Consider the following 17,426-nt stretch of genomic DNA (forward strand, 5'->3'; position numbering starts at 1 on the left):
CTCACTCCATGTCAAGAGTCGTGCCGATTCGGCGTTGTTTCGTCACCCTGTTGATATGGCTTAGTTTTTCTTCATCACCCCCGTTAATCCCCTTTCGCTCATTACGTTGCATAATGCAACTATTTAAAAAGATAAACAGAAAAAGCTTAAAAAACCAGTTTCTTATGAAACGTTGCATTTCCCGAAGATGTCGTTGCAAAATGCATCGCCTTGAGGCGCACGGAACGAGGCCGAGGCGAGGTGTGGCGGAAGTGAGGCAGGAAAGGACAGGGCTATGATTTTTTTTCGCAAATCCCAGGACGATCCCGAGGGACAGATCGGCAAGCTGGATGTGCTGCGGGCTGCCGTCCACAAGGCGAAACTTCCCCATCATGTGCATCGGGTGGTGCTTAAGGAACTGGAACTTCTGGAAAGCCTGGATCCCTCCACGGCGGAATACGGCATCGGCATCACCTATCTCGATTACCTCGTCTCCCTGCCCTGGTTTCATTTTACCGAAGACGATCTTCGATTGGACCATGTGCACGCCGTGCTGGAGGCGGACCATTACGGGCTTCAGCCCGTCAAGGAACGGATCTTGGAGTATCTGGCGGTGCGCACGCTGTGTTCTCTTCAAGAGTTTCAGATCCTCGTGGTCGACGATGAACAGATCGCCCGCACGAATCTAGAGTATGTTTTGCGCAAGGAAGGCTATCGCGTGGACACGGCGGCCAACGGCGAAGAAGCTCTGCGGAAAATCAAAGCCTGCCCCTTCGACCTCATCTTAACCGACCTTAAGATGGAAAAGCTGGACGGTTTACAGCTCCTGGAACAGACCCGCAAGGAAGCGCCGCACGCGGAAACCGTGATCATCACAGGCTACGCCACGGTGGATTCCGCCGTGGAATCCTTGAAAAAGGGCGCGGTGCACTACTTGTCCAAGCCCGTGCAACTGGACGCGCTGCGCGCCCTGGTGCGCTCCATCAAAGAAAAGAAACGCCACATGCAGATGGCTCGAGGCCCGGTCCTATGCTTCTCAGGACCTCCGGGAACAGGCAAGACCTCCATCGGCCGCTCCATTGCCAAGGCCCTTGGGCGGCGTTTCGCCCACATGTCCCTGGCCGGGCTGAGGGATGAGGCGGAGCTGCGAGGGCATCGGCGCACCTATGTGGGGGCCATGCCGGGGCGCATCATTCAGGAGATTCGGCGCCTGGGGGTTCGAAACCCTGTGCTGATGCTGGATGAAATCGACAAGATCGGCCAAGACTTTCGAGGAGATCCCGCGTCGGTGCTTCTGGAGATTCTTGATGCCGAACAAAATACCCTCTTTATGGACCACTACCTGGATGTGCCCTTTGACCTCTCCGCGACCATGTTTATTGCCACGGCCAATGTGGTGGAGAGGCTACCCGGTCCCCTGCTGGATCGAATGGAAGTCATTGAATTTTCAGGCTACACGGGAAAGGAAAAGGAGCAGATCGCTCAACGACATCTTATTCCCAAGAAGCTTCGCGAAAACGCTTTGGAAGGATGCAAGGTCCATTTTACCGATGAGGCCATAAGGGCTGTCGTGCGAGACTACACGCGAGAGCCCGGACTGCGGCAACTGGAACGGGAAATTGCTTCGATTTGCCGAAAACTTGCTCGAGCCTACGTGCAGGGAACCCAGATTCTCGGCCAACCCGAATACATCGATGAGGTGGCCGTCAAGGAACTGCTGGGGCCACCGCGGTATGCGCCCACGGCGGCAGCCACCGCCCCACGTGTCGGTGTCACCACAGGTTTGGTCTGGAGTGAACTGGGCGGGGAAATTATTTTTGTGGAAGCGACGCGCATGCCAGGTGCTCGGCAATTGATCCTGACGGGTTCCTTGGGTAGCGTTTTGAAGGAATCCGCTCAGACGGCCTTGAGTTTTGTGCGCAGTCACGCGGAGGCTTTGGGAATAGATCCACACTTTTTTCAGGAGACCGACATCCACATCCACATCCCTGCCGGCGCCATTCCCAAGGATGGTCCCTCGGCAGGAGCCACCATTTGTTTGGCCCTGGTGTCCTTGCTGACTCGGCGGCCCGCTCGCTGCGATGTGGCCATCAGCGCCGAGATGACCTTGGGGGGGCGTCTGCTGGCGGTGAGCGGCGTTCGGGAAAAACTCTTGGCCGCTCAAAGGGCCCATTTGCGGACCGTCATTTTGCCAGAAGGGAACAAAGCAGAGGTGGAAAACCTGCCCGCGGACGTTCTGGAAGGCCTCACCATCCTGACCTTCGGGGAAATTCTGCAGGCCGTGGAGGAAGTCTTGGCGTCTGAGCCGTTGTCTGTTCCCCAGGAACCCAAAACTCCATGCCGCATCTGACACCAGGCCGAAGGGTTCTAATCGGCGAGGTTGTACGATTTGAGCTTCCGCCACAGAGAAGCGCGGTTGATACCCAAGATTTGCGCCGCGCGCGTTCGGTTCCCTCGAACCTTCTTGAGCACCCAGAGAATGTATTCCTTTTCCGCTTCCTCCAGTGTGAGGAACTCTCGAAAAGGCGGGCGACTCACGCGAAGCGTGATCTGCTGCAGGTCCGGAGGAAGGTGTTCGGGCAAAATCGTGGATCCTTGGGCCAGAGCCACGGCCCGTTCAATGATGTTTTGCAGTTCCCTCACGTTTCCTGGAAATTCGTAACGCAAAAGAATATCCAAAACTTCCGGAGCGATGTCGTGCACCTCCTTGCCCTGAGCCGTGGCTGCCTTTTTTAGAAAATGGCGGCACAGCAAGGGAATGTCATCCTTGCGTTCGGCCAGGGTGGGCACGTAAAGTGTGACCACGTTGAGGCGGTAATAGAGATCCGGGCGAAACTTCTTGGTGGCCATTTCTTTGGACAAATCCTTGTTGGTGGCCGCCACGACGCGAATGTCCACAGGGATTTCTTCGGTGCCCCCGACGCGTAGAAGCTTCCTTTCCTGAAGAACGCGCAAGAGCTTGACTTGCATGGAAAGGGGCATGTCGCCCACCTCGTCGAGAAAGACCGTGCCTTCCGAGGCGGCTTCCAGCAGGCCGATCTTGACATTCCCGGCTCCCGTGAAGGCTTCCTTTTCATGGCCGAAGAGTTCGTTGGCCAAGAGTTCTTCGGAAAAGGCCGCACAGCTGATGGCCATGAAGCGTTTCTCCTTCCTCGGGCTCAGGACGTGGATGGCGCGGGCCACCAGTTCTTTGCCTGTGCCCGTTTCCCCAAGGATGAGGACATTGCAGTCGGTGGGCGCAACCTGTTCAATCATTCGTTGCAGGGCCTGAATCTTGGCGCTCTTGCCCACCAAAAGTGCCTTGGTGTCCCCTTGGACCACCTGCCGGCGCAATTCCTGCACTTCTTGGTGGAGACGTCGCCGCTCCAAAGCGTTGCGAACCAAGTGGCGCACTTCGTCCAGCTTGAAAGGCTTAGGCAGGTAGTAATAGGCTCCCTTTTGCATGGCCTCCACAGCCGAAGAGACGCTGGCATAGCCGGTGATCATAATGACTTCCGTGGTGGGGCTCAATTCCTTGCATCGTTCGAGAACCGCCATGCCCCCAAGGGTTTCCATGCGAAGATCCGTCAAGACCACGTCAAAGGTCTGTTTTTCCAACTCCCGCAGCGCCTTTTCTCCGCTGTCGACCATCACCACATGGTAGCCTTCCTTACTGAGCACATGGGCCAGGTTTTCCCGAGCGATGCGTTCGTCGTCCACAACAAGAATCTGCGCCGCCGTCATGCCTTCTCACCGTCTTGCACCGCGACAGGGGATTTGAGGGGCAGCGTGAGGGTAAAACGCGTGCCTTCCCCCTCGTGGCTCACCACCGTGATGGTTCCCCGGTGTTGCTCCACAATACCGTAGCAGATGGACAGGCCCAGCCCCGTGCCCGAACCCACTTCCTTGGTCGTGAAGAAGGGATCAAAGATTCTGCTCAGGTTTTCTGGAGCAATGCCGCCACCCGTATCCTCCACACTGATAAAGACCTTTTCCCTCGCCGGATCCGTCCACGCTCGCGTCGTGATCTTTCCTGTGCCATCCTTGATGGCCTGAATGGCGTTCATGTAAAGGTTCAATAAGACCTGCTGCATCCGCTGGGAATCCAAAGGCACCACGAGGTCTTCAGGTATATCGGCTTCCATGGAGATGCCGGAGGGCACCTGGCTGGAAATCAGTCGGAACGTGCGCTCCACCAGATGCTTCAGCGGGGTGGGCGCAATGGTGAATTCCTTGACACGGGCAAATTCCAGAAGACCTCGAACGATGTCCCTGGCCCTGGTCACTTCCTGTTCCACATTGACCAGAAGACGGCGCAGAAAATCTGTGTCTCCGGACGCCACTTCTTCCAGGGCGATCTGGCACGACGTGGAGATGTTATTGAGCGGGTTGTTCAACTGATGGGCGATGCCGGAGGTGAGAATGCCCAAGGATGCCAGTTTCTTCGTCTGCACCAACTGGTCCTGGCGCCGCTTCAACTCGTCCACCATGCGGTTAAAGGCCTCCAAAACCTGCTGGGTTTCGTCATGGGTTTGCGGCACGTCCACAGGCCGAAAATCTCCATGAGCAATCTTCATGGTGCTTTCTTCGATGATGCGCAACGGCCCAATGATCTTTCGGCTCACAAAAGGCATCAAGAAGATGGTGAAAACAATCAAAACGGCCAAGGACAAAACCAACTGGGTTTTCAGGGATCGAATGATGTCCAGAATGCGCTGCCTCTCAAAGGCCACTAACTGGTTGGCCAGCTCGACCAAGTTCTTGCCTCTCTCGCGAATGCTGTTTTCCAGAAGTTCCACATCGCTCGCCGAGCGGTTCGTTTGCAGTTGTTTCAGCACGCTTTGGTAGCCCACGAGTTCCGCTCGAAGGGCCTTCAAGGACTCCCCCCCGTGCAGCCGCCGCATGTGAGGAGACCAATTCTCAATCATGGTCAAAGCCTTGTTCAGGTAATCCTCGTTTTCCTGCAGGGCATCTTCCAATTGATACAAGAAGAAGTTTTTTTCATAACGGCGCATTTCCAAAATGGTGTTGCTGAGGTCGTCCGCATATTCCACGAAATGAATTTTTTGCTCAATATCCAACAGATATTTGTACGAGAGGCCTCCAACCCCTACGACGCACACCGTCAGCGCCCAGAGGCCGAAGGCGATCTTTTGGCGAATGTTTAGTTTCATTTTCAAAGGTAGGCGCATGGCTTCGCCCTCGGGACCTTTTTGTCACCTTCTCGTATCGGTCATGGCGAGGTCCATCACCCCGCTGAATGAGAGAACCTTCGCCGGGGTATTGTCTCGGCGCGGAAGCGCCGCAAGGCGCGATTCTCTTGAAAAGATCGCTCGCCCGCTGATCGCCGAGCACATGCCCATCGCGGCTCGCGCCGCTCCCGCAGCAAACCGAAACACCACTCTTTTAGTTTAACCGTCACGGAAACAGAAGTGGAAGCCGATCGGCCACCAGCCACCCGTTTCGCGTGGGCACCACAAAGCCGTCTCGAACCTGGACCAGACCGTCCGCCTGGGCTTTGTGAACCGCCGAGACCGCAGCTTCGTCTGCGCCCACGACGTCCATGGGAACGCCTTCACGGGTGCGAAAACCGAGAAAGAGCCGCTCCAGGCGCGCCTGCTCGGCAGAAAGTTCCTCCATGAAGTCCACGCAGGAGGCGCCGTCTCGAAGCTGCGCGACGTAGCGCGCCACGGACCGCACATTGGCCCACCGCCTTTGGCCGTCAAAAGAATGGGCTCCCGGCCCCAACCCAAGATAGGGAACCCGCCGCCAGTACTTGCCGTTGTGGCGCGACATCCATTTTTCCGACCGCGCGTAGTTGGAAATTTCGTAATGAATATAGCCTCGGTCTTGCAAAAAATTCGACGTCGTTTCGAAAAAGACGCAGAGCGTGTCTTCGCTCGGCCTAAAAAGTCGCTCTTGCGCCACGGAATTCGCCAAAGGCGTTCCCGGTTCCACGCTCAGTTCGTAGCATGAGAGGTGTTCCGGGTTGAACGACAAAACGTCCTTAAGGGTCTTCATCCATTGGGACAAACTCTGCCCCGGCACGGCCCACATGAGATCCACGCTCAGATGAAAGCTTTCGGCACGGCGCAGCGTCTCCAATGCCTCAAGGGCTCGGCACGCCGTATGTCGCCTGCCCAGCCTCTTCAACAAGGCCTCATCCAACACCTGCACGCCCACACTCACCCGAGTGATGCCTTCATCGGCCCACAAAGCCACCGCGTCTCCAGAAACATCTTCCGGATTGGCCTCCAAGGTCACTTCGCAGTCTTCGACCCAGGCGAAGCGCCGGCGCAAACCTCGAAGCATTCGGCGCAGCAGAGGCGCGGAAAGCAAGCTGGGCGTGCCGCCTCCCACATACAGGGTGTCCACGGGGCCGAAACGGTCGCGGTACCCATCCGCTTCCCGCAACAGCGCGTCCACATAGTCGGGCATCCAGCTTTCCTGCACCGTGGAATAAAAGGCGCAGTACGCGCATTTGCCTCGGCAAAACGGCACATGGACATAGAGCCCCGGGCCGTCGGCCACCGCCTTGTGCTCCTCCGTCATTCCTTGTCCGTTTTCAACACCGCCACAAAGGCGCTTTGTGGAATGGAGACGGAACCCACCATTTTCATGCGCTTTTTCCCTTTTTTCTGCTTTTCCAAAAGCTTGCGCTTTCGTGTGATGTCTCCTCCATAGCACTTGGCCGTCACATCCTTGCGAAAGGCAGAAATGGTGGATCGGGCAATGATCTTTCCCCCAACGGCGCCCTGAATGGCTATCTTGAACTGATGTCTGGGAATTTCTTCCTTAAGCCGGTCGCAGACCTGCACGGCCCAGGTTCGAGCGCGATTTCGGTGAACGATGAGGGACAAAGCGTCCACCTTTTCACCGTTGACCAAAATGTCCAACTTCACCAGGTCACTGGAGCGGTAGCCGATCCATTCGTAGTCAAAGGAGCCGTAGCCTTGGGTGACTGTCTTGAGCCGGTCGTAAAAGTCGTAGATGACTTCAGCTAAAGGCATGTCACAGACGATCTCCACACGACCCGGACCGGGTACGCTGAACCTCGGGTTTTCCCCCCGGCGTTCCGTGCACAGCTTGAGCACGGCGCCCATGTAACGATCCGGACACAAAATGGCCGCTCGAATGTAAGGTTCTTCCGTGCCTTTGATGTGCACGGGATCCGGATAATATTGAGGATTTTCCACCGTGATCGTCTCGCCCGTATCCAGAGTGAATCGATATTGCACACTGGGAATGGTCATAATGATGGACTGATCGTATTCGCGCTCCAGCCGTTCCTGAACGATTTCCAAATGCAACAATCCGAGAAAACCGCACCGAAAGCCCTGGCCCAGAGCGGCCGACGAATCCTTTTGATAGACCAGCGCCGCATCATTGAGTTTGTATTTTTCCAGGGCGTCCTGAAGGGACGCATAGTCGTCCGAAGACACAGGATAAATGGACGAAAACACCACCGGTTTCACTTCCCGAAAGCCTGGCAAAGCTGCGGCAACGGGCTTTTCATTCAGGGTGATCGTATCTCCGATGCGCACATCACTCACCGTCTTGATCCCGGCAAGGATGTAACCCACTTGGCCGGCTTCCAGCTCCGGCCGGGGTTCGCGCTTGAGGCGAAAGAGCCCCACTTCCTCCACTTTGTAGACCGCGCCGTTGGAAAGAAAGCGGATGTGATCCCCCACCCGCACTCGCCCGTCAAAGACTCGGCACGCCACCACTGCCCCGCGAAACGGGTCGTAGTGCGCATCAAAAACCAGGGCGGCCAAGGGCTTTGACGGATCCCCTTGAGGTGCCGGAATGCGCGAGACGATGGCTTCAAAGACATCCTGAATGCCCAAGCCTTCCTTGGCCGAACACAATATGGCGCGGTCCGCTTCAAGGCCCAGCTCGGTTTCGATTTCTCCCTTGACCCGATCCACATCGGCCGAGGGCAGATCGATTTTGTTGATCACCGGCACAATGACCAGATCATGCTCCATGGCCGCGTAAAGGTTGGCCAGAGTCTGGGCCTCCACGCCTTGAGAGGCGTCGACCAGAAGCAGCACGCCTTCGCACGACGCCAAAGCTCTGGAAACCTCGTAGGAAAAATCCACATGACCTGGGGTGTCGATGAGGTTCAACTGATAGGTACGGCCGTCAAGGCCCGTGTAGGGAAGTGTCGCCGTGTTGCTCTTGATGGTGATGCCGCGCTCTCGCTCCAGATCCAAAGTATCCAAAATCTGGTCGCGAAATCCCCGCGCATCCACGAGTCCGGCCGCCTGAATGAGGCGGTCGGCCAGAGTGGACTTGCCGTGGTCGATGTGGGCAATGATGCTAAAATTGCGAAGGTGTTCCATGAACGCCTCTTTCCTAACGGTTCAATAAAAGATGCCGATGACCGCACCGGTCACGCAGGTGGCCAACGTGCCGGCCACAATGGATCGCATGCCAAGGGCCACGATTTCCGAGCGCCGCGACGGCACCATGGCCCCCAGCCCCCCGATCATGATTCCCAAAGACCCCATGTTGGCAAATCCACACAAGGCATAGGTCATGATGAGTCGGCTGCGCAACGACAACGCCTCTTCAGGCAAAGCCGCCAGGTCCAAATAGGCCATGAATTCGTTGAGGACCGTCTTGATCCCCATGAGGCGCCCGGCCACCTGAGCCTCACTCCAGGACATGCCCATGAGCCACGTGACGGGGGCCATGACGGCGCCCAAAAGGCGCTGAATCGTCCATGGCTCTCCATGCCAAGGGGGTACGAGGGCAAGAATGGCGTTGGCAAGATGCACGAGAGCCACAAAAACAATCAGCATGGCCACAATGTTGAGAAACAACGACAAGCCCGCCACCGTGCCTTGCGTCACCGCATCCATGGTACTGCGCGCGTCCGAAACCACCTCGAAGGTCGTTTCGTCGGTTTCAGACGACGCCTCGGATGGCGGCACCATGAGCTTGCTCACCACCACGGCCGCCGGCGCGCTCATGAGGGAAGCCACCAGGAGATGGCCCATGACACCGGGAAGAGCCTTTTGCAGAATGCTTGCATAAAGAACCATCACCGTGCCGGCAATGGTGGCCATGCCGGCCGTCATCAAGGTAAAGAGCCCGCTGCGCGAAAGGGTTTCCAGATAGGGGCGCACCAAAACAGGGGCTTCCACCATGCCCACAAAAATGTTGGCACAGGTGCCCAGGGCTTCGGCGCCTCCAAGCCCCGTGGACTTGCGAAGGGACCACGCCAAAGCGCGGACCACCCATGGAATGATCTTCCAGTAAAACAGCACAGAAGACAAAGCGCTCATGACCACCACCAAGGGCAGCCCTCGAAATGCCAAAATGTAGGCCGAAGCTCCGGACTTCACTTCAAAGGGCAACGGAGCGCCCCCAAGGTAGCCGAAAACCAGTCCCGTTCCGGCTTCCGTCGCCTCGGAGACCACCTGCACCACGCGATGCAGAAGAAAAAAAACTTCTTGAATCTTCGGCACATGGACCATGGCCACAGCCATGCCCAGCTGCAGCACAACGCCTCCCCACACCGACCTCCAAGCAAGCCGCCGCCGGTTTTCTGAAAACATCCACGCGATAAACAAAAGCACCACCACGCCCAACGCGCTCTGAAAACGCAACATCATTCCCCCTGTTCCGTCTAGGCTCGGGCCGACATTATCAAGGGCTCACCTAAGGGTCAACGACACGTTGGCCCCGCCACACCCGATCAAAGACCATGTCAAGTGTCCCGTTGGTGCCAATGAGGGTTCATGGATCTTGTCAGATCATAGGTCTTCATAAAATGGTTGATTCATCTTCCTGTCTGTGAAATAAAAGACAACCAGGGAGTCAAGGGAATTTCAGGTACGGCGCTGGAACGGCTGGCGCCAAAACAAGGGCGCATGTCACCGGAACACAGGAGGGCTGGACAATGAAAAAGGTGGCCATTGTGGGATGCGGGGCCTACATGGACAGCGGCTACGGGTGTTCGGGCGAATGGCGCTGCCTCAAGGCGGCGGCTCTTGGAGAAGGCCAATTCAGCGAACCCGTGCATGTGACGGCATTTGTGCGCTGTGAGTGCCCCGGGCGGACGACGGTACCCAATATGGGCGTGGCCATGAAAATGTCGGACATCAAGCCCGATGCCATTTATCTCAGTTCATGCCTGGTCAACGCCAAACCGGGATGCCCCTACGCCACGGCCGAACAGATGGCCGAAATGCTCCAAGGCAAATTCGGTGTTCCCGTGGTTTTGGGCACCCACGATTATCACTAATTGCGGCCGACACGACGTGCGCCGTGAAGGTCAAACCATGCGACCACCGACGTAAGCCCGTTGCTCCAGACGGCGCGACACGGCGGATACCCCGGCCGTCAGAAGAAAGTCAAGCGCACCCACGGCCAAATAGACTTCAAAGGCACGAAAAGTGCGCGTGTAAATGAGCTGACTCATGCGCGTGAGTTCCGTGATCGCCAAGACGGAAACCAGTGAAGATTCTTTCAGAACGGCAGAAAAGGCGTTGACCAAAGGAGGCACCGCGACACGCAGGCTCTGGGGGCCGATGACGTGTACCATGCTTTGAAACCATGTCAAACCCAGAGCCCTCGCCGCATTCATCTGCCCTCTTTCAACAGAGGCCATGGCGCCGCGGATGATTTTCAAAATGTACGCGCCGCCGTTGAGTCCAAGGCCCAAAACGGCGGCGGTTGTCCTGTTCGCGCCTCACCAAGAACTTCATAGGACGGATCGACTTTGATTTGATTCACCGCATAGGCCTATCCAACGATAATGGCATCTATGCGCCCATGCCCACCACGCCCAGAATTTGGTATCCCTCACTGTGTAACGCCACCAAGTGGTCCATCACGGGCTCAAGAATGCGGTGGCCATGACGTTGGAAATTCGGGTGCTCGTATTGTTCTCGGGTCATGCCCCAGCGATTCATGCCCAATTACGTGACTTCGGGGCACGGTCATTGGAATAACCCGTGCCCTTTCTCCCAATGCTCTTGCAAAGCTTCCATATAAACGCCAGGATCGTTCGCCAATGGATAGACTTTTGTCTGGACTTTCAAAAAGGCAGTGGCATACCACCAAAAGACGCCCCAATCTTCTCACCGTCTTCCTCCTAAAAAGCCTTTTGCCGCTTCCAGCGAAAATACTGGATAAGACCGTGGGGTTGTTTAAGCTCAATACTATATGTTGATAGTTATGTGTTCTAGTATTGAGTTTTGCGATCGTCTCCATAGAAAGCTGGTATGGTGGGCAAAAATCAACGTGAGGAGCCGGCTTTTTTTCACAGCACGGCAAGGGCCTAAAAACGGGCATGACAGGTGATTCTAGGGGCAGGGTTTGAGACCGAGTTCCCCAACTTTAAGGGGGGCGCCCAACGGTCGTGCACTGGTCCCCAGACCACGAGGGCACGATCCTACCATGCAAGGACCTTAAGGTTTCTTCATGAGAAAAGACACCCTCCGCCCACGTGGTTGCTCGTAGAAAGCCCATCACCACGTCTTGACCCGCAGGGATCTTTGAAGGCTTCATCAGCGCGCGGATGATTTTTTGAAAGGGGTCATTGTGTCCAATGCCTACGTCGATGACATTCAAGAAAAGGGAGGAACGCATGGCACTGATTCGTGTGGACGTGGAAAAATGTGATCGGGATGGAACGTGCGCTCGGGTGTGTCCCGCGGGCATCCTTGCGGTGGATGCCAAGACGGGACCGGCCGTGCGCCGAGGCATGGCTTCTTTTTGCATTGCCTGTGGGCACTGCGTGGCCGCGTGCCCTCGGGGCGCTCTGGATCATGCTCGGGCCCCTCGAGCGGCCCAAAGCCCTCTGGAACGCTTTCCCGTGCTGGATCCGGAAACGGCTCTGCGCTTTCTTCGATCACGGCGCTCCACGCGCTGCTACCGCCCCGAAAGCGTACCGAAAGACGTCTTGGAAAAGGTCCTGCAAGCCGCTCGATACGCTCCGTCGGGCCACAACTCCCAAGGACTGACCTTTACCGTGATTCTTTCCCGAGAGGGCGTGGCCGCCGTTCGGGACATGGTTGTCCAGTGGATGCGAGATCTTGTGGACCAGGGGTCGCCTCTCGCCACCCAGTGGCACATGGCGGGCATCGTGCGAGCTTATGAACGAGGCGAAGACCCTATTGTGCGCCATGCCCCGCACCTGATCGTGGCCTCGGCCCCGAGATCCCACAAGGCCGCCCGCGTGACCACCTACCTGGCCCTGGAATACGTGGAACTTTACGCCACGACGTGGGGTGTGGGCACATGCTGGGCGGGATACGTCAACGCCTTTGCCATGGAACGCCCTGACCTGGGGCACTTTCTGGGCCTTTCTGAAGACCACGCCGTCATGGGCTGTCTGATGGCCGGCTATCCCGAGGTGCGCTTTCGACGGCTTCCGGAACGCGATCCCCTGCAGGTGCGCTGGTGGCCGGGGGCCCACTGAAATTGTGCATTTTGTGCAAAAAATACTTGCACACTTTTTTCGCCCATCGTAAGGTTCGCCGCGATACCTCAGCACGAAGGCGTCCGCGCCTTTGGCACCAACGCGCCGGCCCCGGTCAACTCGGCCTTTTTATCCGGCGCGTAAAGCTCTTCAGGCGCCATGGCGCGGATGGACGGCGCGGCGGGCCCCGTTTTACGGGCGCCTTGCCTTGAAAACCTTTGCGGAAAAGGTCCAAAAGGTCCCGAGATTTCGGAGCGCGCTTGGCCGTATCAGGAATCGCCCCGGTGGGGCGGTTGGATACCCATGGAGGAAAAGCTATGCATGCACAACCCCTTGGATCGATCATGGTGGTGGGAGGTGGCATTGCGGGCATTCAAGCCACCCTGGATTTGGCCGATTCCGGCTACAAAGTCATCCTTGTGGAAAAATCTTCGGGCATCGGCGGGGTCATGGCCCAGCTGGACAAGACCTTTCCCACCAACGACTGTGCCATGTGAATTATCGCGCCCAAGCTGGTCGAGGTCGGCCGCCATCTCAACGTCGAACTGCTTACCCTTTCCGAAATCGTCCACGTCACGGGATCTTTAGGACACTTTCAGGTCACGGTGCATCAGCGCCCACGATATGTGGACATGGACAAGTGCATCGCCTGCGGGCTGTGCGCCGAAAAATGTCCGAAAAAAGTGGATGACCCCTTTAACATGGGCCGAGGCAAGCGCAAAGCGGCGTACATCAAGTACGGCCAAGCCGTCCCCTTGAAATACGCCATCGATGCCGACCACTGTCTTTACCTGACTCGAGGCAAGTGTCGCGCCTGCGAAAAGTTCTGTCCCACGGGCGCCATCAACTTTCAGGACACGGATAAGACGTTCACCATGGATGTGGGGGCCGTAATTGTGGCCGCGGGCTTTGAGCCCTTTGACCCCACGCGGTTGGATACGTACGGTTACGGCCACATTCGTGATGTGGTGACCGGCTTGGAATACGAGCGTTTGTTGGCCTCCAACGGGCCTTATCAGGGTCATCTCGTGCGCCCTTCCGATGAGCAGGAACCTCGGCGAATCGCCTGGATACAGTGCGTCGGGTCGCGCAATATTCATCAGTGCACCAACGCCTATTGCTCAAGCGTCTGCTGCATGTATGCCATCAAACAGGCCCTGGTGACGGCCGAGCACTGCAGCGGCAACGATCTGCAGCACGCCGTCTTTTACATGGACATGCGCACGCACGGAAAGGAATTTGAACGCTACCTGATGCATGCCCAAGAGGTGGGCGTGCGGTTCATTCGAGCCCGCCCCCATACCATCGAACCCGGGCCGGACAACAAAGGGGCGGTGATCCAGTACGTGGACGACACGGGGCACGCCGTCTCGGAAGCCTTTGACATGGTGGTCTTGTCCATCGGCTTGGAAGCGCCCAAAGATGCGCAAAGCCTGGCCGCCGCGCTGGGCATTGAGCTCACGGCCCATCGGTTTGCCAAGACTTCGGGCTTCAATCCGGTCACCACAACCCGCCCCGGCATCTACGCCACCGGCGCCTTTCATGGGCCCAAAGCCATTCCCCACGCGGTGACGGAAGCCTCCACGGCGGCGGCCGAAGGCGCGCGCGCTCTGTGGACCGCTCGAGGAAGCCTCACCCGCGCCAAGACCTACCCCGAGGAACGCGAAGTGAGTGGAGAACCGCCGAGAATCGGTGTTTTTGTTTGTTCGTGCGGCATCAACATCGCCAACACGGTGGATGTCAAGGCGGTGGCCGAGTACGCCCGAACGCTTCCTCACGTGGTTCACGTGGAAAACAATTTGTTCACCTGTTCGGCGGACACGCAGATTCTTATCGCGCAAAAGATCAAGGAAATGGGGCTGAACCGCATTGTGGTGGCCGCGTGCACGCCGCGAACCCACGAACCCCTATTTCAAGACACCCTGCGCGAAGCGGGACTCAACCCCTTTCTGGTGGAAATGGCCAACATTCGCAATCAGAACGCCTGGGTTCATCAGCAGGATTCACAAAAAGCCACGGAAAAGGCCAAGGATCAGGTGCGCATGGCCGTGGCCAAAGCGGCCCTCAACGCCCCGATCAGCCGTCTCAAGGTCAATGTGATTCAAAAGGCCTTGGTGGTGGGAGGCGGCGTGGCTGGGATGAACGCGGCGCTGTATCTGGCGGACCAAGGCTTTCAGGCCGTCTTGGTGGAAAAAGCGGACCGGTTGGGAGGCCATGCCTGGAATCTTCTGGAAAACGATCAAGGGGAACCGGTCCGGCCCATGCTGGAAGCGCTCATCGCCCAGGTGGAAAACCATCCCCGCATCACGGTCCTGAAATCGGCGCAGCTCAAGACGGTGGAAGGTTCCGTGGGTAGTTTTCGAAGCCTCGTGAGCGTCAACGGAGAAGAACGGGAAATCCTTTACGGCGCCGCGGTGTTAGCTCTGGGAGGCCGTCAGGCCGAGCCGGACGAATACCTTTACGGCCAGGATTCCCGCGTGATGACACATCTTCAATGGGATGCGTTCATGGCTGAGCAACCGGACGCGGTGCGTGCGGCTCACCGTGCCGTGTTCATTCAGTGTGTGGGATCGCGCGAACCACGGCGCCCCTATTGTTCGCGGCTCTGCTGCACGCATACGGTCAAGAGCGCCCTTCGCATGAAGGCCATGAACCCCGATATGGACATTTACGTTCTGTATCGGGACATGCGCACCTACGGCATGCGGGAAGAGCTCTACCAAAAGGCTCGAGCCATGGGTGTTGTGTTCGTTCAATACACGCTGGGCACAAAGCCTCAGGTGGCGGTCCACAACGGGGCCTTACAGGTTGAGGTGCTTGATCCCATTTTGCAGCGCAGGCTGCGCATCCCCGCCGATTATGTGGTCTTGGCCACAGCCATCGAACCCAACGCCACCCACGATGCGGTCGATCTTTTCAAGTGCAGCGTCAACGCCGACGGCTTTCTCACCGAAGCCCATCCCAAGCTGCGTCCCGTGGACCTCACGGTAGACGGCCTTTTTGTGGCCGGCCTGTGCCATTATCCCAAGCCCCTGGACGAAACCATTGCGCAGGCGCGAGCCGCAGCCTCTCGAGCGGCCGTGCTGCTTTCCAAAGAAGAGATGCAGCTGGACGCCATCAAATCCTACGTCACGGAAAAATGCGACGGCTGCGCCCTGTGCCTGGATGTCTGCCCGTACCACGCCATTGCCTTGGAGGAGGTCAAAGGATCGGCGGTGCGTCGGCGCATTCGAACCGACCCGGCCTTGTGCAAGGGCTGCGGGCTTTGTGAAGCGACGTGTCCCAAAGGGGGCGTCCTGGTGCACGGCTTTACCCTGAACCAGTTGGCAGCGCAGATCGACGCCTTGTTGGCTGAAGTTTGTTAAATTCCATCAATGGTGCAGGATCGATCCAGAACAAGGACCCTGCGGCCCACAAAGGAGCGCATTCGATGAACGAAACCTTTGAACCCGTGATCGTCGGTTTTCTATGCAACTGGTGCGCCTATGCCGGCGGGGATCTGGCCGGTGTCTCCCGGCTTCAATACCCCCCAAACATGAGGCCCATACGGGTCATGTGTTCGGGCATGGTGCCTCCGGACCTCATTGCCAGAGCGCTGCTCAAGGGTGCCGACGGCGTTCTGGTTATGGGCTGACACCTGGGCGAATGTCATTACCTGGACGGTAATAAAAAAGCCCTGGCCCGAAGCCACGCCGTACGCATCGCCCTGGAAAACCTCGGCATCGACCCGCAACGGTTCGCCATTGAATGGGTTTCCTCCGCCGAAGCCCCGCGGTTTGCCCAACTGGTGACCCGGTTTACGGAAAAGGTTCGAGCCCTCGGCCCCAATCCTTTAAAGGAATCGGGGGCGGGCCAAGCCCGGTGCGCCTGAAAGGAGGAGCGGCAATGAAAACTTTTTTCCATTTGCTCCAAGAGGTGATCAAGCCGGGATTGTGTCATCGATGCGGCGGCTGCGTCTCCCTATGCACTTCCGTCAACTACGGCGCCCTGGAAATCGGCGAAGATGGCCGCCCTCGGTACAAAGACGTGGAAAAATGCATCGAATGCGGCCTGTGCCACGCGGTCTGCCCCGAAATCGACGAATTGGAGCCGGAGACACGCCACCGCCTGAGTTGGAGCGCCCCCATTGGGCGCGTTCTGAGCGCGGGCGTCGCCCGCGCTTCAGACGCCGCAGTGCGCGCTCACGCCACGGACGGTGGTTTGGTTACGGCTCTGTTGCTGCATCTGTTTCACACAGGGCGCATCGACGGGGCCATTGTGGCCAAGCGAGTGGGCCCGTACCAGCGGGAGCCTTATTTGGCCACATCGCCTGAAGAGATCATGGAGTCTCGGGGGTTTTTCTTTGATACCAGCCATAATGTGGCGGGGCTGGGCGATGCTTACATGGCGCGAGCCAGCGTGGAAGCCATGAGCCCTCTGATGAGCAAAGGGCTTCGCCGGGTGGCCCTTGTGGGAACCCCGTGTCAAATTCAGGCGTTTCGACGCATGGAAACCTTGGGCGTCGTGCCGTCCGAATCGGTGGCGTTCTGCTTTGGCCTCTATTGTTCCGGGAACTTCCTTTTCGACGAACCCCATCGCCTGGAACTGGCGCGAGCCGGAAATTTTTCCTGGGATCAGGTGGTCAAGATGAACGTCAAGGAATTTTTTCAGGTCCACCTTCAGGACGGCACGGTGCGGCACTTAGACCTTCATGTTCTGGACCGCCTCAAACGGCACGCCTGCCGATACTGCGAAGACTACAGCGCCGAAGTGGCGGACATTTCCTTCGGCGGCCTTGGCGCTCCCGAAGGCTGGACGTCCTTCATCACGCGAACTCCCAAGGGCCGCGCCGCCTATTTGGATGCGCGAGGCCGAACGGTGGAAGAAATGGATCGTCATCAAGACCCAGGCCTGTCGGACAAGGTTCTTGAAGCGGTCATGAGGGCGGCGGCGCGTAAACGCGCCGAGGCCAGGGAGCATCGCCGTGAATTGGGAAAAGCTGTGGTTGTCGCCCTGTAATGTTTTGGGGCGGATGCCGCGTGAGGAGGACCAG

The 17,426-nt window shown here is 57.7% G+C and carries 13 protein-coding genes; 6 read left to right on the plus strand and 7 right to left on the minus strand.

From position 1 onward, the window contains the following. Positions 1–274 precede the first annotated feature (274 nt). Entirely contained in the window at positions 275–2,329 is a 2,055-nt protein-coding gene (locus EDC27_RS02500) for a S16 family serine protease (RefSeq protein ID WP_123289032.1), read from the plus strand. Positions 2,330–2,346: 17 nt separating this feature from the next. Here the strand turns inward: EDC27_RS02500 and EDC27_RS02505 are convergent, their stop codons facing one another. The 5 genes from EDC27_RS02505 to EDC27_RS02530 form a co-directional block, all read right to left on the minus strand. Beyond that, positions 2,347–3,702 (minus strand): sigma-54-dependent transcriptional regulator, encoded by a 1,356-nt coding sequence (locus EDC27_RS02505; protein WP_123289033.1) that lies wholly within the window; start codon positions 3,700–3,702, stop codon positions 2,347–2,349. Then, complete coding sequence (locus tag EDC27_RS02510; protein WP_123289034.1) at positions 3,699–5,150, minus strand: sensor histidine kinase; 1,452 nt, start codon at positions 5,148–5,150, stop codon at positions 3,699–3,701. The genes EDC27_RS02505 and EDC27_RS02510 overlap by 4 nt, the downstream gene beginning before the upstream one ends. A gap of 226 nt (positions 5,151–5,376) precedes the next feature. Further along, positions 5,377–6,510, minus strand: coding sequence for a radical SAM family heme chaperone HemW (gene hemW, locus EDC27_RS02520; RefSeq protein ID WP_123289036.1), 1,134 nt, complete (start codon positions 6,508–6,510; stop codon positions 5,377–5,379). Beyond that, positions 6,507–8,303: a translation elongation factor 4 gene (gene lepA / locus EDC27_RS02525; protein WP_123289037.1), complete on the minus strand. Its 1,797-nt coding sequence runs from the start codon at positions 8,301–8,303 to the stop codon at positions 6,507–6,509. Before lepA ends, hemW begins: the two co-directional genes overlap by 4 nt. Positions 8,304–8,324: 21 nt before the next feature. Continuing rightward, entirely contained in the window at positions 8,325–9,581 is a 1,257-nt protein-coding gene (locus EDC27_RS02530; protein WP_211334744.1) for a NupC/NupG family nucleoside CNT transporter, read from the minus strand. A gap of 287 nt (positions 9,582–9,868) precedes the next feature. Here EDC27_RS02530 and EDC27_RS02535 point away from each other — a divergent pair, with 287 nt between their 5' ends. Continuing rightward, positions 9,869–10,213 carry a CGGC domain-containing protein gene (locus EDC27_RS02535; protein ID WP_123289039.1) on the plus strand — a complete coding sequence of 115 codons (345 nt, stop codon included), beginning with the start codon at positions 9,869–9,871 and terminating at the stop codon, positions 10,211–10,213. 30 nt (positions 10,214–10,243) lie between these two features. Here the strand turns inward: EDC27_RS02535 and EDC27_RS02540 are convergent, their stop codons facing one another. Next, a complete protein-coding gene (locus tag EDC27_RS02540) occupies positions 10,244–10,633 on the minus strand; it encodes an amino acid ABC transporter permease (protein WP_123289040.1) in 390 nt (129 codons plus the stop codon). A gap of 100 nt (positions 10,634–10,733) precedes the next feature. Next, the gene (locus EDC27_RS16650; protein WP_281273098.1) at positions 10,734–10,868 is read right to left on the minus strand and encodes a hypothetical protein; all 135 of its coding nucleotides are present in this window, start codon (positions 10,866–10,868) and stop codon (positions 10,734–10,736) included. 692 nt (positions 10,869–11,560) lie between these two features. On the opposite strand from EDC27_RS16650, the gene EDC27_RS02545 reads away from it, so the two are divergent. The 4 genes from EDC27_RS02545 (at position 11,561) to EDC27_RS02565 (ending at position 17,392) form a co-directional block, all read left to right on the plus strand. Continuing rightward, positions 11,561–12,394, plus strand: coding sequence for a nitroreductase family protein (locus tag EDC27_RS02545; protein ID WP_170161531.1), 834 nt, complete (start codon positions 11,561–11,563; stop codon positions 12,392–12,394). A 317-nt stretch (positions 12,395–12,711) separates the two neighbouring features. Further along, complete coding sequence (locus tag EDC27_RS02555; RefSeq protein WP_170161532.1) at positions 12,712–15,759, plus strand: FAD-dependent oxidoreductase; 3,048 nt, start codon at positions 12,712–12,714, stop codon at positions 15,757–15,759. Positions 15,760–15,824: 65 nt separating this feature from the next. Next, entirely contained in the window at positions 15,825–16,265 is a 441-nt protein-coding gene (locus tag EDC27_RS16420; protein ID WP_245994172.1) for a hydrogenase iron-sulfur subunit, read from the plus strand. Positions 16,266–16,279: 14 nt separating this feature from the next. After that, positions 16,280–17,392 carry a Coenzyme F420 hydrogenase/dehydrogenase, beta subunit C-terminal domain gene (locus EDC27_RS02565; RefSeq protein ID WP_123289044.1) on the plus strand — a complete coding sequence of 371 codons (1,113 nt, stop codon included), beginning with the start codon at positions 16,280–16,282 and terminating at the stop codon, positions 17,390–17,392. The last annotated feature ends 34 nt before the right edge of the window (positions 17,393–17,426 follow it).

This window comes from Desulfosoma caldarium, assembly GCF_003751385.1.
GTDB classification, from domain to species: domain Bacteria; phylum Desulfobacterota; class Syntrophobacteria; order Syntrophobacterales; family DSM-9756; genus Desulfosoma; species Desulfosoma caldarium.

Coding starts and splice junctions, on each gene's coding strand:
- EDC27_RS02500 (WP_123289032.1), top strand. CDS start 275: ATGATTTTTTTTCGCAAATCCCAGGACGATCCCGAGGGACAGATCGGC.
- EDC27_RS02505 (WP_123289033.1), bottom strand. CDS start 3,702: ATGACGGCGGCGCAGATTCTTGTTGTGGACGACGAACGCATCGCTCGG.
- EDC27_RS02510 (WP_123289034.1), bottom strand. CDS start 5,150: ATGCGCCTACCTTTGAAAATGAAACTAAACATTCGCCAAAAGATCGCC.
- hemW (WP_123289036.1), bottom strand. CDS start 6,510: ATGACGGAGGAGCACAAGGCGGTGGCCGACGGCCCGGGGCTCTATGTC.
- lepA (WP_123289037.1), bottom strand. CDS start 8,303: ATGGAACACCTTCGCAATTTTAGCATCATTGCCCACATCGACCACGGC.
- EDC27_RS02530 (WP_211334744.1), bottom strand. CDS start 9,581: ATGATGTTGCGTTTTCAGAGCGCGTTGGGCGTGGTGGTGCTTTTGTTT.
- EDC27_RS02535 (WP_123289039.1), top strand. CDS start 9,869: ATGAAAAAGGTGGCCATTGTGGGATGCGGGGCCTACATGGACAGCGGC.
- EDC27_RS16650 (WP_281273098.1), bottom strand. CDS start 10,868: ATGACCCGAGAACAATACGAGCACCCGAATTTCCAACGTCATGGCCAC.
- EDC27_RS02545 (WP_170161531.1), top strand. CDS start 11,561: ATGGCACTGATTCGTGTGGACGTGGAAAAATGTGATCGGGATGGAACG.
- EDC27_RS02565 (WP_123289044.1), top strand. CDS start 16,280: ATGAAAACTTTTTTCCATTTGCTCCAAGAGGTGATCAAGCCGGGATTG.